At 68.5% G+C, this 24,874-nt stretch carries 22 protein-coding genes; 7 read left to right on the top strand and 15 right to left on the bottom strand.

Annotation, left to right across the window (positions count from 1 at the left end; all coding sequences use genetic code 11):
• Nucleotide 1: 1 nt before the first annotated feature.
• Entirely contained in the window at nt 2–1,042 is a 1,041-nt protein-coding gene (locus AC07O3_RS05850; protein WP_495338817.1) for an ABC transporter substrate-binding protein, read from the top strand.
• A gap of 135 nt (nt 1,043–1,177) precedes the next feature.
• Here the strand turns inward: AC07O3_RS05850 and AC07O3_RS05845 are convergent, their stop codons facing one another.
• The 7 genes from AC07O3_RS05845 to AC07O3_RS05815 form a co-directional block, all read right to left on the bottom strand.
• Nucleotides 1,178–1,711, bottom strand: a complete 534-nt coding sequence (locus tag AC07O3_RS05845; RefSeq protein ID WP_495338816.1) for a DUF3761 domain-containing protein — start codon at nt 1,709–1,711, stop codon at nt 1,178–1,180.
• Nucleotides 1,712–1,804: 93 nt separating this feature from the next.
• The gene (locus tag AC07O3_RS05840) at nt 1,805–2,467 is read right to left on the bottom strand and encodes a hypothetical protein (protein WP_256216966.1); all 663 of its coding nucleotides are present in this window, start codon (nt 2,465–2,467) and stop codon (nt 1,805–1,807) included.
• The gene (locus tag AC07O3_RS05835; RefSeq protein ID WP_093179772.1) at nt 2,464–3,276 is read right to left on the bottom strand and encodes a COG1470 family protein; all 813 of its coding nucleotides are present in this window, start codon (nt 3,274–3,276) and stop codon (nt 2,464–2,466) included. The genes AC07O3_RS05840 and AC07O3_RS05835 overlap by 4 nt, the downstream gene beginning before the upstream one ends.
• Complete coding sequence (locus AC07O3_RS05830) at nt 3,273–3,767, bottom strand: hypothetical protein (protein ID WP_097197738.1); 495 nt, start codon at nt 3,765–3,767, stop codon at nt 3,273–3,275. Before AC07O3_RS05830 ends, AC07O3_RS05835 begins: the two co-directional genes overlap by 4 nt.
• Nucleotides 3,764–4,408 carry a hypothetical protein gene (locus AC07O3_RS05825; protein WP_495338815.1) on the bottom strand — a complete coding sequence of 215 codons (645 nt, stop codon included), beginning with the start codon at nt 4,406–4,408 and terminating at the stop codon, nt 3,764–3,766. Before AC07O3_RS05825 ends, AC07O3_RS05830 begins: the two co-directional genes overlap by 4 nt.
• The gene (locus tag AC07O3_RS05820; protein ID WP_097197740.1) at nt 4,408–5,013 is read right to left on the bottom strand and encodes a hypothetical protein; all 606 of its coding nucleotides are present in this window, start codon (nt 5,011–5,013) and stop codon (nt 4,408–4,410) included. The genes AC07O3_RS05825 and AC07O3_RS05820 overlap by 1 nt, the downstream gene beginning before the upstream one ends.
• Nucleotides 5,014–5,074: 61 nt before the next feature.
• Nucleotides 5,075–7,333, bottom strand: coding sequence for an SdrD B-like domain-containing protein (locus AC07O3_RS05815; protein WP_495338814.1), 2,259 nt, complete (start codon nt 7,331–7,333; stop codon nt 5,075–5,077).
• Between the two features lie 292 nt (nt 7,334–7,625).
• On the opposite strand from AC07O3_RS05815, the gene htpG reads away from it, so the two are divergent.
• From htpG to AC07O3_RS05795, 4 genes are all read left to right on the top strand, one after another.
• Nucleotides 7,626–9,662 carry a molecular chaperone HtpG gene (htpG, locus tag AC07O3_RS05810; RefSeq protein ID WP_495338813.1) on the top strand — a complete coding sequence of 679 codons (2,037 nt, stop codon included), beginning with the start codon at nt 7,626–7,628 and terminating at the stop codon, nt 9,660–9,662.
• Nucleotides 9,659–10,327 carry a hypothetical protein gene (locus tag AC07O3_RS05805; protein WP_495338812.1) on the top strand — a complete coding sequence of 223 codons (669 nt, stop codon included), beginning with the start codon at nt 9,659–9,661 and terminating at the stop codon, nt 10,325–10,327. Before htpG ends, AC07O3_RS05805 begins: the two co-directional genes overlap by 4 nt.
• A 74-nt stretch (nt 10,328–10,401) precedes the next feature.
• Nucleotides 10,402–11,397 carry a Bug family tripartite tricarboxylate transporter substrate binding protein gene (locus AC07O3_RS05800; RefSeq protein ID WP_495338811.1) on the top strand — a complete coding sequence of 332 codons (996 nt, stop codon included), beginning with the start codon at nt 10,402–10,404 and terminating at the stop codon, nt 11,395–11,397.
• 138 nt (nt 11,398–11,535) lie between these two features.
• Entirely contained in the window at nt 11,536–13,191 is a 1,656-nt protein-coding gene (locus tag AC07O3_RS05795; protein ID WP_495338810.1) for a hypothetical protein, read from the top strand.
• On the opposite strand, the gene AC07O3_RS05790 is transcribed toward AC07O3_RS05795, so the two are convergent.
• The 4 genes from AC07O3_RS05790 to AC07O3_RS05775 are packed head-to-tail and all read right to left on the bottom strand — an operon-like array spanning nt 13,181 to nt 17,157.
• Nucleotides 13,181–14,299, bottom strand: coding sequence for a glycosyltransferase family protein (locus AC07O3_RS05790; protein ID WP_495338809.1), 1,119 nt, complete (start codon nt 14,297–14,299; stop codon nt 13,181–13,183). The genes AC07O3_RS05795 and AC07O3_RS05790 overlap by 11 nt on opposite strands.
• Nucleotides 14,300–14,302: 3 nt before the next feature.
• Nucleotides 14,303–15,079, bottom strand: coding sequence for a hypothetical protein (locus AC07O3_RS05785; RefSeq protein ID WP_495338808.1), 777 nt, complete (start codon nt 15,077–15,079; stop codon nt 14,303–14,305).
• Entirely contained in the window at nt 15,069–16,082 is a 1,014-nt protein-coding gene (locus tag AC07O3_RS05780) for a hypothetical protein (RefSeq protein WP_495338807.1), read from the bottom strand. The genes AC07O3_RS05785 and AC07O3_RS05780 overlap by 11 nt, the downstream gene beginning before the upstream one ends.
• A gap of 49 nt (nt 16,083–16,131) precedes the next feature.
• Nucleotides 16,132–17,157 carry a glycosyltransferase family 2 protein gene (locus AC07O3_RS05775; RefSeq protein WP_495338806.1) on the bottom strand — a complete coding sequence of 342 codons (1,026 nt, stop codon included), beginning with the start codon at nt 17,155–17,157 and terminating at the stop codon, nt 16,132–16,134.
• Nucleotides 17,158–17,253: 96 nt separating this feature from the next.
• Here AC07O3_RS05775 and AC07O3_RS05770 point away from each other — a divergent pair, with 96 nt between their 5' ends.
• Nucleotides 17,254–18,597, top strand: a complete 1,344-nt coding sequence (locus AC07O3_RS05770) for a UDP-glucose dehydrogenase family protein (protein ID WP_495338805.1) — start codon at nt 17,254–17,256, stop codon at nt 18,595–18,597.
• Here AC07O3_RS05770 and AC07O3_RS05765 read toward each other — a convergent pair.
• The 3 genes from AC07O3_RS05765 to AC07O3_RS05755 all read right to left on the bottom strand — a co-directional run bounded on the left by AC07O3_RS05765 (nt 18,583) and on the right by AC07O3_RS05755 (nt 22,723).
• Nucleotides 18,583–19,722, bottom strand: a complete 1,140-nt coding sequence (locus AC07O3_RS05765) for a CaiB/BaiF CoA transferase family protein (protein WP_426390674.1) — start codon at nt 19,720–19,722, stop codon at nt 18,583–18,585. The two genes, AC07O3_RS05770 and AC07O3_RS05765, sit on opposite strands and share 15 nt — an antisense overlap.
• A 294-nt stretch (nt 19,723–20,016) precedes the next feature.
• Nucleotides 20,017–20,994 carry a Bug family tripartite tricarboxylate transporter substrate binding protein gene (locus AC07O3_RS05760; protein ID WP_495338804.1) on the bottom strand — a complete coding sequence of 326 codons (978 nt, stop codon included), beginning with the start codon at nt 20,992–20,994 and terminating at the stop codon, nt 20,017–20,019.
• A gap of 34 nt (nt 20,995–21,028) precedes the next feature.
• A complete protein-coding gene (locus tag AC07O3_RS05755) occupies nt 21,029–22,723 on the bottom strand; it encodes an acyl-CoA dehydrogenase family protein (protein ID WP_495338803.1) in 1,695 nt (564 codons plus the stop codon).
• Nucleotides 22,724–22,824: 101 nt separating this feature from the next.
• Here AC07O3_RS05755 and AC07O3_RS05750 point away from each other — a divergent pair, with 101 nt between their 5' ends.
• Nucleotides 22,825–23,805: a LysR family transcriptional regulator gene (locus AC07O3_RS05750; protein WP_495338802.1), complete on the top strand. Its 981-nt coding sequence runs from the start codon at nt 22,825–22,827 to the stop codon at nt 23,803–23,805.
• Here the strand turns inward: AC07O3_RS05750 and AC07O3_RS05745 are convergent.
• Nucleotides 23,802–24,845 carry a serine/threonine protein kinase gene (locus AC07O3_RS05745; RefSeq protein WP_495338801.1) on the bottom strand — a complete coding sequence of 348 codons (1,044 nt, stop codon included), beginning with the start codon at nt 24,843–24,845 and terminating at the stop codon, nt 23,802–23,804. The two genes, AC07O3_RS05750 and AC07O3_RS05745, sit on opposite strands and share 4 nt — an antisense overlap.
• Between the last annotated feature and the right edge of the window lie 29 nt (nt 24,846–24,874).

Here is a 24,874-nt window from a genome sequence, read left to right as displayed (position 1 = left end):
CATGCATCCTTTTGCCGTCCGACACATCGCCACCGCCGCATGCATTGCCACGGCGGCCCTGCTGGGGATGTCGAACACCGCGGCGCAAGGCACCGTCAACGCGCTGTGCAGCACCGACGCGGGCTGGTGCGAGGCGGCGGCCACCGCCTTCACGCGCGAAACCGGCATCAAGGTGCAGCAGGCCCACAAGGGCACAGGTGAAATCGGCGCGCAGCTGCGCGCGGAAGCCGCCAACCCCAAGACCGACATCTGGTGGGGTGGCACCGGCGACCCGTTCCTGCAGGCCGCCGAGCAGGGCCTGCTCGAACCCTACCGCCCGGCCTACATCAACGACCTGCACGACTGGGCGGTGCGCCAGTACGCGCTGTCGCAGAACATGGTGGGTGGCTTCTACACCAGTGCCATCGGCTTCGGCTTCAACACCGACCTGCTCAAGAAAAAGAAGCTGCACGAGCCCAGGTGCTGGGCCGACCTGATCAAACCCGAATACAGGGGCGAGATCGAGATCTCGCACCCGGCATCCAGCGGCACGGCCTACACCATCATCGCGGGCCTGGTGCAGCAGATGGGTGAAGAAGCGGCCTTCGAGTACCTGAAGAAGCTGCACCGGAACGTCACCAGCTACACCCGCAGCGGCCAGGCCCAGGCGCCCAACGTGGCCAAGGGCGAAGTGGCCATCGGCGTGAGCTTCATCTTCGGCTTCGAGCGCTGGCGCTACGACAAATTTCCCGTGAAGACGGCCGCGCCCTGCGAAGGCACGGGCTACGAGATCGGCGGCATCGCGCTCGTGAAAGGCGCGCGCAACAAGGAGAACGCCAGGCGCTACTACGACTGGCTCATGAGCCCCGCGGGCCAGGCCATCGGCGGGCAGTCGGGCAGCCTGCAGTCGCCGGCCAACAAGACCTTCAAACCCGACCCGCGCATCCCGTCGATGGCCGACGTGAAGCTCATCAAGTACGACTTCGAGAAGTACGGCAAGGCAGCCGAGCGCAAGCGCCTGATCGACCGCTGGACGCGAGAAGTGGAGTCACAGCCGAGGTAGGGCTCGCCCCCAGGCTTCGCGCACTTCGTGTCGCTGCGCCAACCCCCTACCGGGGGCAACACCAGCGGCCCGGCAAAGCCGGTTCCGCGGTGTTTCTGGAAGGAGCCCTTCAGGACGTGCAGGGGAAGGAGCCCTTCAGGACGTGCAGGTCTTGTTGTGAGACGCGTGCATGCCCTTGGCCTTGGCATCGGCCTCGCTCAGGTACTCGCCCTTCTTGGTCTTGCCGTAGTAGCGGTCGCCCATGCAGTGATAGACCTTGGTCTCGTCGTTCGCCCACACCTTGCCTGCGCCGCCACCGGGCGCGGCCGCCATCTTCGTGAGGTCGGGCGAGCCCGGCGTCCTGGTGGCCGTGCCGGTGCTCGGCGCCACACCGGTCTTGTCGACCTTCGCCGACTGGGTCTCGACCGCGGGTGCGGGCGCAGCCGCTGCGGCCGGCGCAGTTGCCGCCGCAGCACCGGCAGCAGCCGGCGCGGCCTTGCCGAACCAGGTCTTGATGCCCTTGTGACCACGGCAGGCGCCGGACTTGGTGTCGGGCGATGCGTAGCTGCCGTCCTTGCATTGCACGGTGGTGCCGGCGGGCGCATCGGCCGGAACCTGTGCCTGCGCGCCGAGCGAGGCGAGCCCGAGGAAGGCTGCGACGCACAGCACGCGGGATTTCTTGTTGTTCATGCAAAGCTCCTGGAGGGGTGAAGGAAAAGATCCACCGCGCAGCTTTGGCGAGCGATCCCAGCGCCAGCTGACTTGCACGCCGGAAAGAGCCAATCAGGGCGAACTGGCCGTGAAGGTGACTTGCCCGGTGTAGGTGCCGGCGGTGCGGCTGGCCAGGTTTGCGTACGAGAAGGTCCAGGTCGCGGTGCGCTGGGTGACGAGGTTGGCGAAGCTGGTGCCCACGACATTGACCGTGGTGCCCGTGCCCGAGTTGGGAATCGGCGGCGCGGGCAGGTTGCTGTCGCTGCTGGCGATCGTGATCTCCGACAGCGGGATCGTGTTTGCCCCGCTCGTGAGCGGCGCGGTCGCGGCTGCCCGCAGCGTGACCTGCCCCGCATTGCTGCGCACCTCGACCGGCAGCGCGTTGCCGCTCGGCGTGACGCTGAAGGTCGGAGCCGCGCCGCTCCAGTTCACAGGCGTGTTGTTGCCCGCGACCGGCGTGGTGGGCCCGCCCGGGATCGACGGCGTCAGCACGAAGCTCACCGTGCTCGTGGTGCCGCCCGGCGTGGGCCACGCGCCGTCTCCGATGCGAAAGAAGATGAACTTGTCGATGGCGATCGTGAAGTCGAGGTTCACCAACCCGGTGGTCAGCGGCACCGAGGCGCTCGGGCCGACGGTGCTCGATGCGGCGTGCGTGGCCCCCATCGGCGCCATGCCGACGGCCGTGGCGAGCAGGCCCGAGAACGTGCCTGCCAGGGGGCCTATACGGTGCGTCACTTGAGCTCCATGTCCACCTTGAAGCTGCCCTTGTCCCAGTCCAGCGTACCGCTGGCCTTGACCGGGTAGGCGGGCTGCGGCGCGGGCTGGCCGCTCTCGCCCTTGGGCACCAGTGCCAGCGTGCGCGTCTGGCCCGGCAGGATGGGGGTGCCTTCGGGCACCAGCTCGAAAGCGCGGCCCTTGCTGTCGGTGGCGTCCAGGCTGCCTTCGAGCCGGCCGTGCGCGTCGCCAGTGTTGCTCACGGTCACCAGCGTGCGGCGTGCGCCGTTTGTTTCTCCGCTGGCAATCTGCTTGATTTCGAGCTTGGGCTCGGCGCCGTTGAGCATGACGTACACCGCCACCGCGATGCGGCCCGTGACCGGCAGGCTCAGGCTGGCGCCGCCGCTCTGGATGACGGTCTGCTGCGCCGGCTCCGTGCCCTCGATGGCGATCATGAAGCGGCACTCGCCGCGTGGCGCGTCGGCCGGCGGATCGACCTGGAAGCGGAACGCCTTCTTGCTGCGCGCCGGCACCGAAACGCTGCGCCGCTCCAGCACCACCCACGGCCTGCAGCTGCCGGGCAGCAGCTCGTCGTGGTAGCCGATGTTGCCTTCGGCCGAATAGCTCCAGTCGATGGTGCGCATCGTCACCTCGGTGGCGGTCGGCGCCAGGTTGTGGATGTCGAGCGACTGCCCCAGGCGCGCGCCGGCCTTGCCCGAGAGTTCGAAGCGCGACGGCGTGACGGCCAGCTCGAAGGGCGCGGCCGTTGCGGCGCCGGCCACTGCCAGCAGCAGGAGGACGAGAGAAGAGGGAGAGAGAAAAACGTTCATGGCAGGGTTTCGATTTCGAAGAACGACTCGAAGCTCAGCGCCGAGCCCGAAGGCATGCGCAGCTCGCGGGGGTCGACGCGCAGCGTCAACTCGAAGGTCTCGTTCATCCATGGCGCCTGGACCACGCCGTTCCACACCTGCACCCGGTCGCCGGGCCGGCCGCTGCCACTTGCGAAGGCGCCGTTGCCGCGCCATTGCACCTGCATTCCGGCCGGCGAGCGCAGGCCCGCGACCATCGACGGAATCACATAGAAGATGCGCGCGCGCCGGCCCACATGGGGGGCGGTGGCCAGCCGGTACTCGATGCGCCCGAGGGGCAGCACGACCATGTTGCCGTCCATCCCCTGGGCGTTGCTGAAATCGCTGCGCACCTGCGCGCGCGGGGAGGCCGAGTCGTCGAGCCGGGCGACCGCTGCCCACGCGGGGGCGAGCGCTGCACCGCAGAGCAGCAGTGCTGCGGCTGGCCATCGGCGAAGGCGCGGGGAGGTCATTCCATCGAGGCCGTGAAGCGCACGGTGCCCTTGTAGTTGCCGCCCGGGTACACAACGTCGTTGTCGTAGGAGAACTGCAGCCGCGTGGCGGTCACGTTGCGCGACAGGTAGGTCCAGGTGCCGACGCCCAGGACGCAGGGCAGGCCGAGCAGGCCGACGCAGAAGGTGGCGTTCGCGTCGTAGCTCGCGATCGACTGGTTGGCGGCGGCGGTGAAGCGGCCGTTCTGGATGTCGCCCGAGGCGGCATTGCTGTTGTTCGTGGCCACCCAGCTGATCTTGCTGAAGGGAATGGTCGTGGCGCCGCAGCCGCCCGACTGGCAGGTCAGCGCGGCGGAAGAATCGACGCGCAGCGTCACCGGCCGTGCCACCGTGGTGTTGGCTATGGGGCGCACCGGCATCACCCAGACGTCGATGGTCGGCGTGCCGGTCACGGCCGTGGGGGTCAGCCCGGCGTTGGCGCCGGTCACGCTGAAGGCCACCGTGTCGATGGTCGCGCCGGGCGATCCCACGCGCAGGGTCAGGCCGTAGCTGCTGCCCGTGTCGGTCACCGTGGTGATGACGGCGTGGGCGGGCGGGGCGAGGCTCGCCGCCGCCACGAGCGCCGTCGTGGCGATCGCCTGGCATCGGCGGCTGCGCGTCATCAAATGCCCTGGGCTGTGTACGTGATGGTGTTCGTGTACGTGTTCGCAGCCCAGCCGGCGGGCGTGCCACCCAGCGAGTAGGCCCAGGTGCCGGTGGCGACCGCGTTCGAGGGGAACGAGGTCGAGGCGCAGGCGCCGAGGTTGGCGCCCGGATGAGGCAGCGTGCCCGTTGCGGTGACCGTGAAGTCCGCGTTCGTCGGGCCGCCCGTGAGGGGCGCCCAGGCGCCCATGGCGCAGTTGATGGTGCCGGCGCCGGCGTTGGTCCAGGCGTACACGGTGAGCGTGCTCGCGGCGGACGTGGTCGTGACGGTGGGCGCCGCGCCGTTCCAGTCCACGTTGGTGTTGTTGCCCACCACCGGCGTGGTGGGCACGCCCGGAATGCTGAGGGCTGAAGTCCAGGTCACCGTGTCGACCGTGGTGTTGGTCGAGCCGACGCGCAGCAGGATCAGCTTGGGCACCGTCACGCTCAGGTTCACCTTGGCCTGCGCTGTGATCGTGCCCGTGCCGGAGCCGTACTGGCTCTCGGCCATGGCGGGTCCTCCGGCAAGGGCGAGGCCTGTGAGCGAGGCGGCCAGCGCGAGGCGGGCAATGGGTTTTCGGGTCATGAAGTCTCCTTGGGGTTGTGTATGCGGGGAAAAAAAGAAATCGAAAGGTCGGTGTCGTGGTTCATTCGCCCACCTTGACCACGGGAATCGCGGCAGTGGCCTGGCCACGCAACGGCACGTTCACGCTCGTTCCGGTGTCGCCGGCCGCGCCCCAGGGCAGCGGCACGCTTTCGAGCGTGAGCGTCAGTTGATGCCGGCCGGTGGTCACCAGCGGAAATTCGAAGCGCCCGTCGCGGTCGGTGATGGCGCGGTAGCGGCCGTCGAGCAGCACCTCGACGCCGGCCACGCCGCCTTCGCCCGACTGCTGCTCGCCGTCGCGGTTGGCGTCGTAGAACACGCGGCCCGACACGCTGCCGCCGCCCGCACCCTCGCCGCGCATGCCCGCCGCCCGGTAGGCCGTGCCGGCGCTGCCCTCCCAGCGCAGATAGATGTAGGCGGTCTTCTCATTACTGCGATAGAGATTGGGTGCGGAGTAAGAGGTCGGCAGCAGCGAGGCGCGCGCCTGGTTGAAGTTGGCCATGAAGCCCACGCGCCAGCCCGCGCCCAGCTCCTTCTCGGCCATGAGCGAGCCCGACAGGCCGCGGCTGGTGTAGAGGCCGCCGCTTTGCGAGGTGTAGCGCAGGTTGCCGCCGACGTTGAAGCCGCTGTCGATCCAGTAGCGGAATTGCAGGCCCGCCGTCGGGTAGCTGCGGGTGGTGCCGCCGCTGCTGTCGCGCGCATGGCCGAGGGTGGTGGTGAGCTCGGGGCGCATCGTCTCGTAGCGCCCGCCGATCCAGTCCTGCTCCCACTGCACTTCCTGGCCGGTGGCGGCGCTGTCGCCGAGCACGATCAGCTCGTTGCGCCGCACCGTCAGCGTGAAGCGGCTGCGCGGCCAGTCGAAGAAGCGGGTCTGGTAGAAGGCGCTGCCGTAGAGGCTGCGCCCATCGCCGCTCGCTATGGCGTTGGCGGTGCCGCCGTCCGGCAGCCCGTCGTAGCGCGTGCGGTACGCGCTCAGGCTGCCGCCGACGGAGTTGTAGCGGTCGAACAGGTACTGGAAATTGCCGCTCGCGCCGAAGCGCCGGTAGCCCGAGAGATGGAAGCTGGTGTCCGGCGCCGCGCGCTCGTAGTCCAGGCCGGCGCCCCAGCTCATGCGGCTGGTGTTGCGGTCCACGCGCCAGTACGCGCCGCGCGTGCCGGTCGCCAGCGCGTAGTCGCCGAAGTACAGGTTGGGCCGCGCGGTGTAGATGCCGAATTCATGGCGGTACAGGCCGGTGCGCGCGCTCGCCTCGATGAAGAGGCCCTGCGAGTTGCCGGTTGCCACACCCGGCGTGGGTGAATTCACCCGGCTACCCACCAGCGTGGCGCGCGCCTTGAAGTCGCCGTCGCGCACCACCTCGCGGCCGTAGCCGATCGACGTTGCCCAGCTCGTGACGTCCTTGCGGCCGATCCCCATCGCCGTGATGGGGTCGATGTAGTAGGCCGGAATATCGCGCGCCTGGTCGAGCTGGAACGAGGCGAACCATGGATCGCCCAGGCGCAGCGTGGCCCCGAGCCAGCCGAGCGTGCCCTGGCTCTTCTCGAAGCCGGGGTACGGCCCGCCAGTGAGGTTGCCGCGCTGGCCGATGCCGGCGCGCACGTCGAGATCCGTGCTGAAGATGCGCGTCGAAGCGCCGCGCACCGTGGACGAGCCCAGCGTGAGCCTGTAGTTGCGCGCCAGGCCATCGGTGACTTCGCTGTAGATGTCGCCCACGGCGGTGTCGGCGAAGGTCTGCGTGGTCAGCGGAAAGCCGAGGTTGCGCAGCGTGAAGCGGCCGCTGGTTGCCTCGCGCGCATAGCCCAGCGAGCCGATGCCGATGCCGCTCGCGCTGTTGTCGCCGCCCAGGTGGCGGCCGTCGGCCTGCAGAACGAACTCGCCGTAGTTGAGGGTTTCGCGCCGGTACTCGAAACGCTGGCCGAACTCGGTCGCGCGCTGGCGGCCGTAGCCGGTGGTCGTGGCGTCGCCGAAGCCGATGCGGCTTTCCACCAGCCAGGCGCGATAACCCTGCGGCTGCTCGGCTTCGGGCGTTGCGTCGGCCGCCGCGGTATCGGCATCGAGAGTCTCGAAGCGGTCTTCGTAGGCCTTGGGCGCGGAGTCGACGAGCGCCTTCAGCCGCGCTTGCTCCGCCTGTGCACGGTCGAGGGTCTCGATGCGTGCGTCAGCCACGGCCTGGGGTTTCTGGGGCTCGGCCTGCGCCTGCGCGCAGGACAGCCATGCCAGGGCGGTCGTGCATTCGAGCCACACGAGTGCGCCCCTCGGATGCCACAGGGCTCCGGCGGGACCGGGTACGGTCCACGGCGTCATTCGAATCATCTGGCGACATCCCTGTTTTGTCTCCCGGGTGTTGCGGCCCTGTTCCGGATCAGCGCAGGATATTTCAGAAGTGTTGACGACCGTTAATATTTCGTGACCCGGAAGGCTTCCCCGGGCGAGAACGTTGGTCTTACGCCTTCAGGGGTGCGCAAAATGGAGCCTTTCGACCCCATTTGCCTCTTGATGAGGTCGAAAGACCACCCATTTGAAGAAGTTGGCACAGCGTCACCGCATGGACGCCGTGCCCGGCATAGAATTTTTTGGCTTCGATATTTCTCTTTCCATGGCTGATTCCTCCAAAACCAAACTCCCCTTCCAGGCTGAAGTCGCGCAACTGCTGCACCTCGTCACGCATGCGCTGTATTCGAACAAGGAAATCTTCCTGCGCGAGCTGATCTCGAACGCATCGGACGCGTGCGACAAGCTGCGCTTCGAGGCGCTCGACCACCCCGAGCTGTATGAAGACCAGCCAGAGCTCGACGTGCGCCTGAGCTTCGACAAGGCCGCGCGCACCATCACCATCACCGACAAGGGCATCGGCCTGTCGCGCCAGGAGGCCATCGACAACCTCGGCACCATCGCCAAGAGCGGCACAAAAGACTTCATGAACAAGCTCAGCGGCGACCAGAAAGCCGACGCACAGCTCATCGGCCAGTTCGGCGTGGGCTTCTATTCGGGCTTCATCGTGGCCGACAAGATCACCGTCGAATCGCGCCGCGCCGGCCTGCCGGCCGACCAGGGCGTGCGCTGGGCCAGCGGCGGCGCCGGCGACTTCGAGGTGGCCGACATCACGCGCGCAGAGCGCGGCACCAGCATCACGCTGCACCTGCGCGACGACGCTGACGAATACCTCAACGCCTGGAAGATCAAGCAGATCGTCGGCAAGTACTCCGACCACATCTCCCTGCCCATCCTGATGGAAAAGGAAGAGTGGAAGGACGGCGAGAACGACCAGCCCGGCGACATGGTGAAGACCGGCGAGTGGGAAACCGTCAACAAGGCCAACGCCCTGTGGAGCCGCCCCAAGAAGGACATCACCACCGAGCAGTACGAAGAGTTCTACAAGAGCATCAGCCACGACTACGAGGCCCCGCTCGCCTGGAGCCACAATCGCGTCGAAGGCAGCACCGAGTACACGCAGCTGCTGTACATCCCGGCCAAGGCCCCGTTCGACCTGTGGAACCGCGACAAGAGCGCGGGCGTGAAGCTCTACGTGAAGCGCGTCTTCATCATGGACGACGCCGAGGCGCTGATGCCCAGCTACCTGCGCTTCGTCAAGGGCGTGATCGACTCGGCCGACCTGCCGCTGAACGTGAGCCGCGAACTGCTGCAGGAAAGCCGCGACGTGAAGGCGATCCGCGAAGGCAGCACCAAGCGCGTGCTCGGCATGCTGGAAGACCTGGCGAAGAAGCAGAAGACCGCGCCCGAGAGCGGCGAGGGCAAGATCGACGTGGGCTCCGGCGAATCGGTGCCGGCGCCTGAACCGACCGAAGGCGTGACCGATGTCGTCGACAAGAACACGCCCACTGCGGCCGAAACTGCTGCCGCGGCTGCCGATGAATCCGGCAAGTACGCCAAGTTCTACGCCGAGTTCGGCGCGGTGCTGAAAGAAGGCCTGGGCGAAGACATGGGCAACCGTGACCGCATCGCCAAGCTGCTGCGCTATGCCTCCACCACCACCGACGCGGTGGGCGTGAGCTTTGCCGATTACAAGGCGCGCATGAAGGAAGGCCAGGACGCGATCTACTACATCACGGCCGACACCCTCGCCGCCGCCAAGAACAGCCCGCAGCTCGAAGTCTTCAAGAAGAAGGGCATCGAGGTGCTGCTCATGACCGACCGTGTCGACGAGTGGGCGCTGAACTACCTGAACGAGTTCGACGGCACCCCGATGCAGAGCGTGGCCAAGGGCGCGGTCGATCTCGGCAAGCTGCAGGACGAGTCCGAGAAGAAGGCCGCCGAGGAAGCCGCCGAGTCGTTCAAGCCCATGCTCGAGAAGCTCAAGGAAGCCCTGAAGGACAAGGCCGAAGACGTTCGCGTGACCACCCGCCTGGTCGACTCGCCCGCCTGCCTCGTGGTGCAGGACGGCGGCATGAGCACGCAGCTCGCGCGCATGCTCAAGCAGGCCGGCCAGCCCGCGCCCGAACTGAAGCCGGTGCTCGAAGTGAACGCCGAGCATCCGCTGGTGAAGAAGCTCGAAGGCTCGTCGCATTTCGACGATCTCGCGAACATCCTGTTCGACCAGGCGCTGCTCGCCGAAGGCGGGCTGCCGGCCGACCCGGCCGCCTACGTGAGGCGCGTCAACGCGCTGCTGGTGTGAACGACCGGCCGCGCGTCCCTCGTGCAGCAGCCGTCGTTCCGGCGGCGCTGCTGTTGCTTCTGACGGGCGGCTGTTCTCACTATCACGTCGGCATTCCGCTGGTGCCCGGACTCTCGCTGGGGCTGGGCGCCACCAAGGACGGCAATTTCTCGGTGGGGCTCAACACCGGCTTCGGTCCGCTCGGTGCGGGCGTGGCCGTGAACAACGGCGGGCAGGTGTCGGGCTCGGCCGGCGTGGGTGTCGGCGTGGGGCCGGTGGCCACGGGGGTCAGCAAGGGCGCTGTGCTTTATGACCCCAAGGCCGCGCCTGCGGCTCCCGCTGCTGTGGCGGTCGCTCCGGCCGCTGCACCTGTGGCACCTGTAGCACCCGTGGCTTCGGCGCCGACCCCTGCGGGAACGCCGGCGACGGTTGTCCCCGTGCGCTATTCGACACCTGCCGATCCGTTCACGCCCATCGCCACTCCTGCTGCTGCGGCCCAGGCACCCGCTGCCTCCTCGGTGGCACGCACCGCGGCACCGGCCCGGCCGCCCCTCGTCAAGATCACGCGTCCGCCACCGGAGCCTCCGGCGCCCGCCGTGAACATCAAGTACCGCACCCCGGCCGTGGCTGCCGCCGCGGCCTCGGCCCGCGAAATCGGCACGCCCGGAAACCCCGTCGCGCCCTGATCGACGCGCCTTTCACACGAACACGCGACCCGGCCTAACATCGCGGCTGGTATCTCCCCCGGAGACAGTCGTCCATGACCCGTCGACCGCTGCTGCTGCACCTCCTGGACCTCTTGGCAGTGGCCGCCCTCGCGGCCACGGGATTGCCCCGCGCAGCGAAGGCGCAGGCCGCATACCCCGCCAAGCCGATCCGCTGGATCGTGCCCTACCCCGCGGGGGCCGGCGCCGACATCGTCGCGCGAACCATCGGCACGCAACTCGCCATCGACGCGGGGCAGCCGGTGATCATCGAGAACCGCGCAGGCGGCAACACCGCGCTCGGCGCCATCGAGGCCGCACGCGCCCCGGCCGACGGCTACACGCTGCTGTCGGCCGACAACGGCACGCTGGTGTTCAACCCCGCGCTGTATCGCAACCTCAGCTACAACCCCTCGCGCGACTTCGCGCCCGTCACCCTGCTGGGCCGGCTGCCGATGGTGCTGCTGGTAGGCCCTTCCAGCGGTGTGAGGGACGCGCGCGCCTTCATCGACGATGCGCGCGCCTTTCCTGGCAAGGTCAGCTTTGCCTCGGCCGGCACCGGCAGTCCGCAGCACCTGGCGATGGAGCTGCTCGAACGCGAAGCCGGGCTGGAGATGGTGCACGTGCCCTACCGCGGCGCCGCGCCCGCGCTGGCCGACGTGGCGGGCGGCCAGTTGCCGGTGCTGATGTGCGACCTGGCCGCGTCGCGCCGCTTCATCCAGGGTGGCAAGCTGCGCGCGCTGGCGGTGGCGCACCCGCAGCGGCTGAAGGAACTGCCCAACGTACCCACCTTTGCCGAGCTAGGCATGCCGCGCGTCGAAGCTGCCGCGTTCATGGGCCTGGTGGTGCCCGCCAACACCCCGGGCGAGATCGTGACGCGGCTGCAGCAGTCGGTGGCCAGCGCCATCCACAACCCCGCCGTGCTGCGCAAGCTTGCCGAGTTCGGTGTCGAGCCAGTGGGCGATGCGCCTTCGCAGTTCGCGGCGCTGCTGCAGGGCGAGTCGGCGCGCTGGCATCCGCTGATCCGCGATCTCAATCTCTCGCTCGACTGAGCCGGTCCTTTACGGCAACTTTGCGCATGTGCCGAGCCTTCCTCACTTTGAACTAAGAGTCGCTGCCTAGATTGGCGCATCGCACAGAAAAGGTCGGCGAGGCGGGTTGCAAGGGGCAGGCCGGTCCTCCCGAGACCCATGACCACGAGCCGGTTCCACCACGTCATTTTTGCGGACGACTTCTTCCGCTCTCCAGCCAACGGGCTGCAGTATCACGCCGCCAACCGGCGCTTCCTCCGGGGCTTCTTCGACACCGCGCTGGGCCGCCTGGGCCTGCCGGTGCGCGAGATCACGCCGCTGTCGGAAGGCGGCCGCATCGACGTCGAGCGCCTGATGGACCGGCTGGAGCTGCCCTGCACCCCGGCCGGCTGGGCGCGCGCCTGCATCGCCAACCTGTTGCCGCTGGCCGGGCGCGAGGGCCTGCCGATGTTCGACCCCGGCTGCCTCGTGATCGGCTGGGGCCTCACGCCCGCGCTGCAGCAGTGCATAGACCGCAGCGGCGCGAGCTACCTGGACATCGAGATCGATCCGCGCCGCTTCACCGAGCATCTGCACTTCTGCGCGCGCACCAATGACCCCGTGATCGAAGCCGCGCTGCTGGCGCGCCGCGTGGACGAAGAGCTGTTCTGGAACCACGCGAGCGCGCTCAAGGGCCGCTTCGCGCGCCACGGCGCGGCCTCGCTGTTCGATCCGCGGCTGCGCGTAGGCCTGTTCTTCGGGCAGAGCCTGGTCGACCTGTCGCTGGTCAGCGGTGGGCGCACCATGCACCCGGCCAGCGTGATCGCGCCACTTCGCGAGCTGGCGAACAGCGTCGACCTGCTGGTCATCAAGCCGCACCCTTACGAGAGCGCGCTGCACGACCTGGCGCCCATCGCGCGCGCCATTCCCAATGTGGCGTGGACGCGGGAGAACACGTATGCGCTGCTGTCGGCTGCCAATGTGCATTTCGCATCCAGCCTGTCGTCGAGTGTGCTGACCGAGGCGCGCTACTTTCGCAAGCCCGCGCACGCGCTGATCCGCGCCGACCGCAATGCGGCCGGGTTGCTGCCCGAGACCTGCTCAGACTGGATCCCAGTGGGCGCCGCGCTGGGCGCGATGGATTTCATGGCCGCGGCCTGCGGCGCCGGCGACAACAACAATGCCAGGCCGAGCCTCACGGCCTGGCCCGAAGCGGCGATCGACCGCGCCTTCCTCACGCGCTGGGGCCTCGACGACCAGACACAAGGCCTGCCCGAAGTGGCCGAGCTGCAGATGGGCCGTTCCTACCTGTTCCATCCCGGCAGCCCCGCGATGAGCTGGCTCAGTCATGGCTGGGCGGGCTTCGACGGCGATGGCGCGCGCAGCGAGGGCGAACTGGCCTGCCTCGTCATTCCCCTGCCTTCGTTGGCGCAGTCACCTGTGCTGTCGCACCAGCGGCCGTACCGGCTCGAGGTGAGCATCGACTACCGCAGCAACGCCAAGACCACCAGCGTGCTCGCCATGTTCGACGGCACGGTGCTGCCGGGTCAGCGCGGCACTGGCGCGCGGCGGCGCAGTCTGGTGTTCGAGATCGAACCGACGGCGGGACGCAAGTGCCTGGTGCTGCAGTTCGTCGTGGCCGCCGGCACGGGGCGCCGCATGGCCCAACCGGCCTTCACCATCAGGAAGCTGCAGGTGTCGCTGCGCATGGGCCGGGGAGTGATCTCCGCGCCGCCGAAGACGACAGCGAAGCAATGGTCCGAGATGCATCCGGTGCGTGCGATGACGCGGGCGTTTCGCGCGTTGATCGATACGGCGCGTGGGGTTATCGGGTAGCTGTCGAGGCAAGGCCGTACAGCAGCGTAGTCCAGTGCCGGAGCCGTTCGATGGCCCCCTGTCGCCCCGCAGTGGCATCCGCCACGCTAGCCGGCAGTGCAAGCAATTCGCCGGCCGCGGCAGCCACAGCCCGCGCAAACTTCGGCGCATCACCGCGCCACACCACCACACGATGCGCCAGACCAAGCTGCGCCGCGCGCCCCGCGTTGATCGCCTGCTCCGGCTGGTCGGTCAGCAGCAGCAGGATCGGTTTGCGGTAGACCGCTGCGATAGACAGCGCCGCCATGCCCGGCGCTGAAACGATGAACGCGCTGTGCGCTGCCGCCTCTATCCAGTGCTCGTCGCGCGCATGCCAGTGCGGCCTGTGGGCATAGCCTTCGCCGACGAGATGTGCTGGCACGCCCGCGTCGGCAAGACCCTGTTCGAGGCCGTCGGCAAGCGCCGGCTCCTGGAAATGCGGGTTGAGGTACACGGCAGCCGCGCGCTGTGCCGCTTCGCTGTGGTCCACCGCATCGACCACCGCGACCGGCGTGGCCAGCCGGTGGCGGCCGTGGCCGTCGTGCTGCGGCTCGCCATAAGCGAAGTCGTGCTCGATGCGCGCGAGGCTGCGGTCGATCTGCCACGCCACGATGCCGCCGAACAGCTTTGCAATCGCGCCGGGCATCCGTCCCTTGAAATTGGTTTCGAGCGCGCGGCGCAGGCTGGCGCCGTACACGTGCACGACCTTGCGCCGCCAGAACGGCAGCCAGCCCATCAGCAGCAGCGCGGGGTGGAACGAGTCGTTCACCACCAGGTCGGCTTCACGAAAGCGTGCGCGCAGCCGCCACACGTCGCGCAGCATGCGTTCGGGGCGGAACATGTAGTGCGCCACGTTGCGGTCGGTTTCGCGGCGCAGCATGTTCTGCTGCGTGTCGAACTGCACCGCGTAATGCCGCGAGAGCACTGGCGCATCGATGCCGAAGCCGGCGAGAAAGCGCGCGCCTTCGTCCGAGGTGGTGAGCACCTGCACCTGCGCGCCGGCTGCGCGCAACGCATGGGCCAGCAGCTGCGCACGCATCAGGTGGCCGCGCGCGTCCGCGGTCGCGAGGTAGAGGATGCGCGGCGGCATCGCTCAGGCGTGATGCTGGTGCTGCACCGGCCGCGTGGCGCCGGGGCGCAGCCGCAGCGCCACGCCGGCGATCCACATGCCTAGCGCGCCCGTGACGCCGAAGCCGCGCTCGGTGTCGCGCACCTCGCGCATCAGTTGCGCGAGCCGCGCCTGTTCGTGCGGCGCCACGCAGCGCTGCAAGGTGTGGCTGCACAGACGGATGTGGCGGTCTTCATCAATCAGCACGCGCGACAGCAGCGGGTGCAGCGCATGTTGCGGGCCGATCAGCGCGCAATGGCGCTGCAGGATGCGCGAGGCCATCTGCTCGGCCGAGAGACCGATGGCATAGGCCGGCACCAGCCCGCCGTGCGCAAAGTGTGGCGCATGGCGGCGAATGAGCGCCTGCCAGCGCGCGAGCTTGCGGCGGCTGAACCAGTCGGGCTGCGGCGCCTCTTCGGGTGAAGCTGCCGCCTGCGCGTTGCCGCCGCGCTCGACGATGGCCTGCGCGAACAGGCGCGCATGGTGTTGCTCGTCGGCCAGGTGCTGGTCGAGCTGGCGCACCAGCCACTCGGGCGGGGCGATGCGCAGTTCGCGCTGCAGCGCCTGCTCGGATGATTCCTCGCCCACCAGATAGAAGCGCAGCAACAGCATCTCGCCCGCATTGCTCGCATGCAGCTGGCGCAGTGCGGCGCGCTTGACGTGGTGCACGAGGCGGGCCTGCAGGGCCGGCCAGCCGCGCAAGGTGGGCGCAGAGAGGCAGTCGAAGCCGGCTGCGATGTCGTCGGCTGGCTCAGCGGCCATCGGCCTTGGCCTTCGTGGTCTGTGGTGTCTGCTGCTGCCAGCCCAGCACCAGCCCGATGAAGCTGTCCTGCAGGAAGGCGCGCGCGGCGGCATCGGCACCCGCGAATTCGCGTTGCTGGCCGTCGTAGCGCACATAGCCCTTGCCGTTGGTAGCGCCGAGCACGAGCTTCTCGTTCTTGCGGAAGCCGCGCTGCAGCAACGGCTGCAGCAGCGACTGCGATTCGAGCCCGTACAGGAACATGTCGCGCTGCACCACCTGGTGCGGGATCTGGCCGCTCAGCGCCTGCAGCTCCAGCGTCCAGTTGCCCTGCTGCATGGCCTCGGCCAGTTGCATCCCCCTGGCGGCCGGCGCATGAAAGCGCGCGCGCGCCACCGACTTCGAGGCCTTGCTCAGGCCGAGGCCGATGGTGATGTCGGCGTCCCTTGCGCCATTCGTGCGGTTGTCTTCCACCTGCACCAGCACGTTGGCCAGGCGCGCGGTCAGCGAAGGCTTGGCCAGCGCCTCGACGACCTGGTCGGCTGTGAGCAGCACATGGTCGGTGGTCGCCTCGTTCACCACCACGATCTGGTACGGGTCGATGCGGATGTCGCTGAACTCGCCGCCCATGGGCGAGTGGGCGTGGCTGCTCACCGACCACTCGCTGCCCGAACGGCTCAGCAGCGCATGAAAGGTCAGCGGCACGCGCTGGCCGCTGCGCGCCTGGCCGGAACCTTGCAACAGCACGTCGCCGACGATGGTTTTCTCGTTGTAGCTGCGCGTGTTGACGAAGCGGATGGTGTGCGCGGCGCTGTCGAGCGCGGCACGGGTGTCGGGGTCGTCGAGGGCGAGGCGGTTGCAGTCGTTGCCGGGGCCCGCGAGCGCGGCGAAGGGGCAGCCGGCGTCGGACTTGAAGTTGAAGACGCCGCGGCCGACAAAGTCGGCGGCACTTGCCAGCGTGAAGGCGCCTGCGAGCGCGAGGCCGAGCGTCAGCTGGCGAGCGATGAATGAAGAGCGAATTGGCATGTTCTTGTCTTGTTGTTCTTCTGGAAGAGAAGGAAGGCGCGAAAGGCGTTCAGGGCCGGTGATACGAAAGCGCCTGCGCGTCGGCGTTAGTGCTGCCCGTGGTGTGCCACCCGATGCCGCGCGCGAACGCACCCAGCATGTCGACCGCCGAGAAGCCGAGGATCAACGCCATGCCCGCGAGCCAGCGCAGCCCGCGCAGCGGCGGCAGGTCTTGATGATTGAGCGCCTTCACGCTGAACCCCAGCCGGGTGAACAGCACGGCCAGCGGCCCTATCGGCCCGCTCTTCGCGAGCCACTGCCAGCGCGGCGATACGTAGCTGCGCAGCAGGTGCGGCGTGAGCGAGTACGTGTCCTGCCCGCGCATCCAGCGCAGCTTGAGCGCCTCGGCGCGCGTATCGGGCAGGCGGTGTTCGGTGTGGGCCTGTGCCGCGTAGTGGATCGGCACGCCCGCCGCCTTCAGCCGCATGCCCAGCACCTGGCAGTGCGCGCGGTACACGCCGTCGAGCGCCTGGTAGCTGTGCTGCTCGAACACGTCGCGGCGGAAGGCCACGTTGTTCGCGTAGAAGTTGCTCGTGGCGCCGGCATGGTCGACGTTGGGGAAGTACATGAAGTCGATGGTCGTGAGCGCGGTGCCGACCACGTTGGCCGCGTAGCTGGTGCGGCCAGCCACCACGGCGGGCGCGTCGCTTCGGGTGAACGGCAGCAGCATCTGCAGCAGCCAGTCGTCGTCGGGCAGGCAGTCGGCGTCGGCGAACACCACGTGCGTGCAGCGCTGCGCATCGGTGGCCTCGAAGCCGACATTCTTGGCGTCGTAATAACCGGTGGCGGCATCGATGCGCACGAAGTCGACCGGGCAGCCTGCGAGCTTGCTCACGGCCTCGCAGGTGGCCGGGCTCAGCCCGTCGTGCGTGACGACCACCTGTGCGAGCGCGGTGAGCGGCAGTTTCTGCTTCGCCAGCAGGGCGACGAGACGCTGCAGGCTGGTGCCCGCCTTGGCCTCGGCATCGGCTCCGCCGCGCAGGTTGTTGGTCTCCAGGACCAGCGCGCAACGCGCGGCAACTTGATCGGGCATCATCGAATTTTCCTGTCCGGACATTGTTTTGAAGGCTTGCATCCTGCTTTTATCGCACAACCGCGCCCGCCACCAGTGCCGTGCGCCATGGGCTCGCCCATGAAAGTCAGCATCTTCGGCGCCGGCTACGTGGGCCTGAGCTTTGCCGCCTGCCTGGCTGAAGCGGGCCACGAAGTGCTGTGCGCGGACGCGGATTTGGCTCGCATCGAAGGGCTGCAGCGCGGCCTGATGCCCTTGCATGAACCGGACCTGGAGGCGCTGGTGGCCGCTGGCCTGGCCGCCGGAACGCTGCAGTTCACCGCCGACGAGCGCACGGCCTGCCTGCATGGCGACGTGCTCTTCATCGTGGTGAACACGCCCGCCGACGCCGAAGGCCGCGTCGACCTGCGCCATGTGATGGCCGTGGCCGCCGGCATCGGGCGGCACCGCGACCGCGAGGCGGTGGTCGTGTGCAAGTCGACCGCGCCGGTGGGCACTGCCGACCAGGTCGAGGCAGTATTGAGCGGCGAGCTTTCGCAACGCGGCGCGCGGCTTCGCATCGCGGTGGCGGCGAACCCCGAGTTCCTGCGCGAAGGCTCGGCCGTGCGCGACTGCCGGCGGCCCGACCGCGTGGTGATCGGCAGCGGAAACCCATGGGCCGTCGAGTTGCTGGCCCGGCTCTACGAACCCTTCGTCGAGGACCCGACAAGGCAGTTGCTGGTGATGGACCGCCGCTCGGCCGAGCTCACCAAGTACGCGGCCAACGCCATGCTCGCCACCCGCATCAGCTTCATGAACGAGATGGCCCGCCTGGCCGAGCATGCGGGTGCCGACATCGAGATGGTGCGGCGCGGCATCGGCGCTGACCGGCGCATCGGGCCCGACTTTCTGCAAGCCGGTGCGGGCTATGGTGGCTCGTGCCTCGCGAAGGACGTGCGGGCGCTGAGGTACGCGGCCGACCGCGACGGCCATGCGCTTCGCATCCTCTCGGCTGTCGAGGCCACGAACCACGAGCAGAAGAGCCGGCTGTTCGACCTGATGACGCACCACTTCGAAGGCCGCATCGCGGGCAAGACCATCGCCGTGTGGGGCCTGGCCTTCAAGCCAGATACCGACGACATGCGCGATGCGCCGAGCCTCGTGCTGCTGGAGCGGCTGTGGGCCGCCGGTGCGCGCGTGCAGGTATACGACCCGGCGGCAATGCCGAACGCACGCGGCCTCATCGGCGAGCGCGATGACGTGCGCTGGTGCGACACGGCGCAAGAGGCGCTGCAGGGCGCCGATGTACTGGCGCTCGTCACCGAGTGGGCGGAGTTCCGGCGGCCTGATTTCGCGGGCATCGCGAAGGCACTGCGCACGCCGGCGATCTTCGATGGCCGCAATGTCTACGACGCCGCGGAGGTCGAGTCCGTGGGCATCGCGTACTACGGCATCGGCCGCGGCCGATCATCACTGCTCCATTGAGTCGTCCAGCGGCAGGAAGGCATCGCCCGGCGTGAGTGGCGCATGCCGGTAGCTTGCCGGCGTGCGGCTCAGCTTCACCGGCGCGCCGATGCCGCGATAGCCACCGGGCATCTCCACCACCATCTCGCGGTGCAGCGTGTGCGGATGCTGCAACGCGGCATCGACTGGCAGCACTGGCGCGGCGGGCACGCCGGCCGCCATCAGTTGCTCGACCAGCGCGCGGCCATCGAAGGCCGCCATCGCCGCCTCGAGTTGCTGCTTGAGTCCGTCGCGGTGCACCGAGCGCGCGCCGGCCGTGCGGTAGAGCGGATCGTCCGCCAGATCGGGCAGTCCGATGCAGCGGCACAGGCTGGCGAACTGCCGGTCGTTGCCCACGGCCACGAACACCGGGTCGGTGCCGGTGGCCAGCGCGTCGTACGGATAGATGTTCGGATGCGCATTGCCGGTGCGGCGCGGCTCGGTGCCGTCCATGAACCAGTTGGCCGCGTGCGGATGCAGCAGCGACAGGCCGCTGTCGTACAGCGCTGCCTCCACGAACTGCCCACGCCCGCTGCGCTGGCGCTCCTGCAGAGCGAGCAGCACGCCGATGACCGCGTTCAGCCCGGTCACCATGTCGACCACCGGCAGGCCCACGCGCAGCGGTCCACCGTCGGCTTCGCCGTTGATGCTCATGATGCCGGTCATGGCCTGCACGGCGGCGTCATAGCCCGGCAGCGCACCCAGCGGGCCGTCGGCGCCGAAGCCCGACACGCGGCACCACACGAGGCGCGGAAAGCGCTGCGACAGCGTTTCGTAGCCGATGCCCCAGCGTTCCATCGTGCCGGTTTTGAAGTTCTCGATCAGCACGTCGGCTTCGGCCACCAGCGCGAGCAGTGCAGTGCGGCCTTCTTCCGTCGAGAAGTCGAGGTGCTGCACGCGCTTGTTGCGGTTGAGCCCGTGGTAGTACGAGGCCACGCCTTCCCTGAAGGGCGGGCCCCATGTGCGCGTGTCGTCGCCCTGTGGCGGCTCGACCTTGAGCACGTCGGCTCCGTGATCGCCGAGGATCTGGCCGCAGTAGGGGCCGCCGAGGATGCGGGAGATATCTAGTACTCGGATGCCTGCGAGGGCGCCTTGGGCTTGTGTCATTTCTGGTCCTTGGATTTGCCTTGTTCGTTCATTCGGGGCGAGTGCACAGGCCACCGGGTACTCCCCTCCGCGAATGTCCCCCGGCCTTCGGCCTCCTCCTTTATTTCGCTGCGGGGAGTACCCGGCGCCCTGTGCACAGGGAACGCCATGCTTGTTCCGGCGGTTTAACCGCTGCGCTGAACGATCACGCCGATGGGGTGCCTTGCGCAGCGAAATAAAGGAGGAGGCCGCAGGCCGGGGGACATTCGCGGAGCAAGGTACCCCGTCGGCGTGAGCGCGCCCCGAATGACGGCATCAATCGAGCTGTGCCCCCGACTTCTTCACCACGTCCTTCCACTTCACAGACTCCGTGCCAATGAACTGGCCAAGCCTCTGCGGCGACGTATCGGTGGGTGTTTCCAGACCCTGCGCCGCGAACATCTGCTTCACCTTGGGCGAGTTCAGCACTTCGGCGAAAGCATGGTTGAGCTTGCTAACGCGGTCGGCTGGCGTGCCGGCCGGCGCGACGATGCCGAAGAACACGCTCACGTCGTAGCCCTTGTAGCCCTGCTCCGAAATCGTCGGTACGTCGGGCAGCGCCTGCGAGCGCGCGACGGTGGCCACGCCCAGTGCGCGCAGCTTGCCGGCCTTGACGTAAGGCAGCGCGGTGAGGATGTCAGTGAAGGTCATGCTGACCTGGTTACCCAGCAGGTCGTTGAGCGCGGGGCCGGTGCCTTTGTAGGGAATGTGCTGCAGGTCGGTGCCCGCTACCGAGTTGAAGAGCACGCCCGCGAGGTGCGACGACGCGCCGTTGCCCGACGATGCATAGCTGAGCTTGCCGGGGTTGGCCTTGGCGTAGGCCACGAGCTCCGGCACGGTCTTCACGGGCAGGGCGGGGTTCACCACCAGGATGTTGGGCAGGTAGCCGACCTGGATCACCGGCGCGAAGCTCTTCACCGGGTCGTAGTTGATCTTGCGGTACAGGCTCGCGTTGATGGCCAACGGGCCCGAGGTGCCGAACAGCAGCGTGTGGCCGTCGGCCTCGGCGCGCGCCACGTATTCGGCGCCGATGTTGCCGCCGGCGCCTGCGCGGTTCTCCACGATCATGGACTGGCCGAGGCGGTCCTTCATCTCGGCGGCCAGCGTGCGGGCCATCGCGTCGGTGGGGCCGCCGGGCGGGAAGGGCACGACCAGCATCAGGGGCTTGGTGGGGAAGGCGTCGGCGGCTTGCGCTGCGGGCATTGCTGTCAGCAGCGCGGCGCAGGCTGCCAGCAGGAAGGGGAAGCGTTTCAAGGGATGTCTCCGTTTTTGTAAGAGGGAAAGAGGCTCAGGCCGGCACCGTCGTGGATTGACCGGTGGCGGCATTCCAGTCCGCGGGCATGGCATCGGGCGAGAGCGGATCACGCGGCAGCACGCGGTGCAGCAGCACCAGTTGCGCCCAGTGCATGCGTGGTGCGGAGCCGCTGCGTGCGGCCTCCCAGGCCATCGCGATGGCGCTGGTGCAGTGATAAAGCGCCGATGCGGCCTGCCGCGCGAGCACGTCGCCGCCTTCACGCGCGGCGGTTTCGGTCAGCGCTGCGGCGCGGTCGAGTGCATCGCGCAAGGCCTTCGCGAAGCCAGGAGCGAGCGCCGCATCGCCCAGCAGCTTCGCGCAGTGCGCGCGCAGCACGGGCAGCGAGCCTTCGCGCTTCACCGCGCGAATCACGTCGAGCGCCACGATGTTGCTCGTGCCTTCCCAGATCGAGCCCAGGTGCGCGTCGCGCACGAGGCGCGCATCGCTCCATTCCTCGATGTAGCCGCAGCCGCCACGCACTTCCATCGCATCGCCCGTGACCTTGCGCGCATCGCGGCAGGCGCGGAACTTGATGAGCGGCGTAAGGATGCGCAGCAGCGCATACGCATCAGGCTCGGCTGCGTCGGAGCGGGCCAGTGCCAGCGCCGTCTGGCACACCATCGTGCGCGCCTGCTCGGCCGGCAGGCGCAGCTTGTCGAGCTGGCGCTGCATCAGCGGCATCTGGTCGAGCGTGCGGCCGAAGGCGCGGCGCTCGGATGCAATGAACTCGGCCTCGGCCACCGCACGGCGCATCAGGCCGGCAGCGCGCACGCCGTTCGACAGGCGCGAGTTGTTGACCATGTCTGCCATCTGCACGAAGCCGCGGCCCGCTTCACCCACGAGGTACGCGACCGCGCCTTCGAGGCGGATCTCGCCGCTGGCCATCGAGCGCGTGCCCAGCTTGTCCTTCAGCCGGATGATTCGGTAGTGGTTGAGGCTGCCATCTTCGAGCCGGCGCGGCAGCAGGAACAGCGACACGCCCTTCATGCCGGGCAAGCCGTCGTCGGCGCGTGCCAGCACCATCGCGAAGTCGGCATCGGGGTTGGAGCAGAACCACTTGTCGCCGGCAAGGCGCCAGCTGCCGTCGACTTCCTGGTGCGCCATCGTGGCGGTGGCGGCAATGTCGGAGCCGGCGGCTTGCTCGGTCATGAACATCGCACCTTGCGCCAGCTCGTCGAAGTTGAGAGATGTCAGGCGCGGCAGGTACTTTGCGAGCAGCTCCGGGCTGCCGAACTTCTTCAGCGTGCGCGTGAGGGAGTCGGTCATCGACACCGGGCAGCACAGGCCGAACTCGGCCTGCACGAACAGGTAGGTCAGCACGTACTTGACCAGCGGCGGCACCTTGCCTTTCCAGCCCAGCGTGTCGTCGCGATGCGAGATGGCGGCCAGGCCGAATTCGCTGAGCGCGAGGCGTTCCATTTCGACGTACGCGGGGTGCTTCACGACCTTCTGCTCGTCGAGGCCGGTGCGCGTGCGTTGCTTCAGCACGGGCGGGTTGCGGTCGGCGGTGCCGGCCAGGTCGTCGAGCAGGCCGCCCGCGAGGCCGCCCAGGCGCTCGAAGTGCGGCTGCATGTGGCGGCGCAGGTCTTCGGGCAGGTAGAGCGCGAGCAGCGCGTGCAGCTCGGCGTCGGTGGTGAACAGGTTCTGGCCGTGGCGATCGGGGATCGGATGGGCGTGCTCTGCGGACATGCGCTTTGTCTCCATGGTTTCCTTGGTTTGGCGCATTGTTGAAGCCGCGACGATCCGTGTCTAATATCGATTTGGTCTTGTTCGATTCGATCTGACTATCCATGGAACTGCGGCACCTGCGCTACTTCTCCGTGCTCGCCGAAGAACTGCACTTCGGGCGGGCAGCGCGGCGCCTGTCGATCTCGCAGCCGCCGCTGTCGGTGGCGATCCGGCAGCTGGAAGACAACGTGGGCGCGCGGCTGTTCGAGCGCAACAGCAAGGAAGTGCGGCTCACGCCCGCCGGCGAGGCGCTGCGCATTTCGGCGCGGCGCGTGCTGCTGCAGGCGGAAGAAGCCGCCATCGAGGCGCGCGACGTGGCGCTGGGCTCGGCAGGGCGGCTGCGCATCGGCTTCGTGGGCGCGATGCTGTACCGGGGCCTGCCGCAGGCGCTGCGTGCCTTCCAGGCGAAGCACCCGGCGGTGCGCATCACGCTGAGCGAACTCAACTCCGGCGTGCAGATCACCGAGCTGCTGAACGACCGGCTGGACATCGGCTTTGCCCACACGCGCCGCGTGCCGCTCGAACTGCAGCACCGGCTGTTGCTGTCCGAACCCTTCGTGGCCTGCCTGCCGGCTGGGCATGCGCTGGCGCGCAAGCGGGTGCTGGCGCCGGCCGACCTGCGCGAGCAGCCCTTCGTGCTGTTCTCGCGCGAGGCTTCACCCGACTATCACGAGCGCATCCTGTCGATCTGCGCCGACGCGGGCTTTCTGCCCGAGGTGCGCCACGAGGTGCGCCATTGGCTGGCCGTGGTCTCGCTGGTGTCGCAGGGCATGGGCGTGGCGCTGGTGCCGCAGGCGATGCGGCATTCGGCCCTGCGCGGCGCGGTGTTCAGGCCGCTCGATCGGGTGGTGGCGCAATCGGAGGCCTATGGCATCTGGCGCAACGGGCCGGCCAATGTGCTGGTCGAGCGGCTGCTGCAGGGCGTGGTCGACGCGCAGCCGGCCGCCGCCGTGCCGCCCCAAGGCGGCCGGGCCTCCCCCTTGGGGGGTGGAGAATTACACGCAGCGAAGCGGAGTGAAAAGCCGGGGGGCCGACATTTCTAGGCGTAAAGGGGCTCTTCGGCCATCTGCTCGCACTGGTCTTCCAGCACGAGGATCTGCCCCTTCCAGTAGTCGCTGGAGCCGAACCACGGAAAGTTGATCGGGAAGATCGGGTCTTCCCAGCGCCGCGCCAGCCAGGCGCTGTAGTGGATGAGCCGCAGCGTGCGCAGCGGTTCGATCAGCGCCAGCTCGCGGCGGTCGAATTCGCGGAACTGCTCGTAGCCGTCGAGCAGGCCCGACAGTTGCGACGTGCGCTGTGCGCGGTCGCCCGACAGCAGCATCCACAGGTCTTGCACCGCGAAGCCGGTGCGCGCGTCGTCGAGGTCGACGAAGTGCGGGCCGCCGCCGGGGCGGTCGGTGGGCGTCCACAGGATGTTGCCGGGATGCACGTCGCCATGCAGGCGCAGCTTGCGGGGCTTGAAGTCGGAGGCCGGTGGCTGCAGCGCGAGGGCGGTCGCGCGAACCATGTCCAGCGCCTCGTTGCAGATCTTTTCCCAGTCGCGCTGCATGTCGAGCGGAATCTTGTCGTTCTCCAGCAGCCAGTCGCGCGAGTCGAGGCCGAAGGTCTGCAGGTCGAGCGCGGGGCGGGCCTCGAAAGGCTTGGCGCTGCCCACGGTATGGATGCGCGCCAGAAAGCGGCCCACCCATTCGAGCACCTCGAAGTTGTCGAGCTCTGGTGCGCGGCCGCCGCGGTAGGGGCTCACGCTGAAGGCGAAGCCGGCGTGGTGATGCAGCGTCTTGCCTTCGAAGGCCAGCGGCGGCACGGCCGGCACTTCGCCGGCGGCCAGTTCGAGCGAGAAGCCGTGCTCTTCGAGGATCTCGGCTTCGCTCCAGCGGCCGGGGCGGTAGAACTTGACCACCACTGCCGGATGTGGGTTCGGGTCTTCCAGGTAGACCTGGTAGACCCGGTTTTCATAGGAGTTCAGGCCTGTGAGCCGGCCGTCGCCGTACAGGCCGAGCGTCGCGAGCGCGTCGAGCACCACGTCTGGCGTGAGGCTCTCGTAAGGATGTGTGTTCGCGGGCGCCGCGGAAGAAAGGGTCATGCGGCGATTGTCGCCACACGGCGCCCCGC

The sequence above is a fragment of the Variovorax sp. GW821-FHT09D05 genome (genome assembly GCF_059416325.1).
This window is presented reverse-complemented; position numbering and strand designations above follow the sequence as displayed.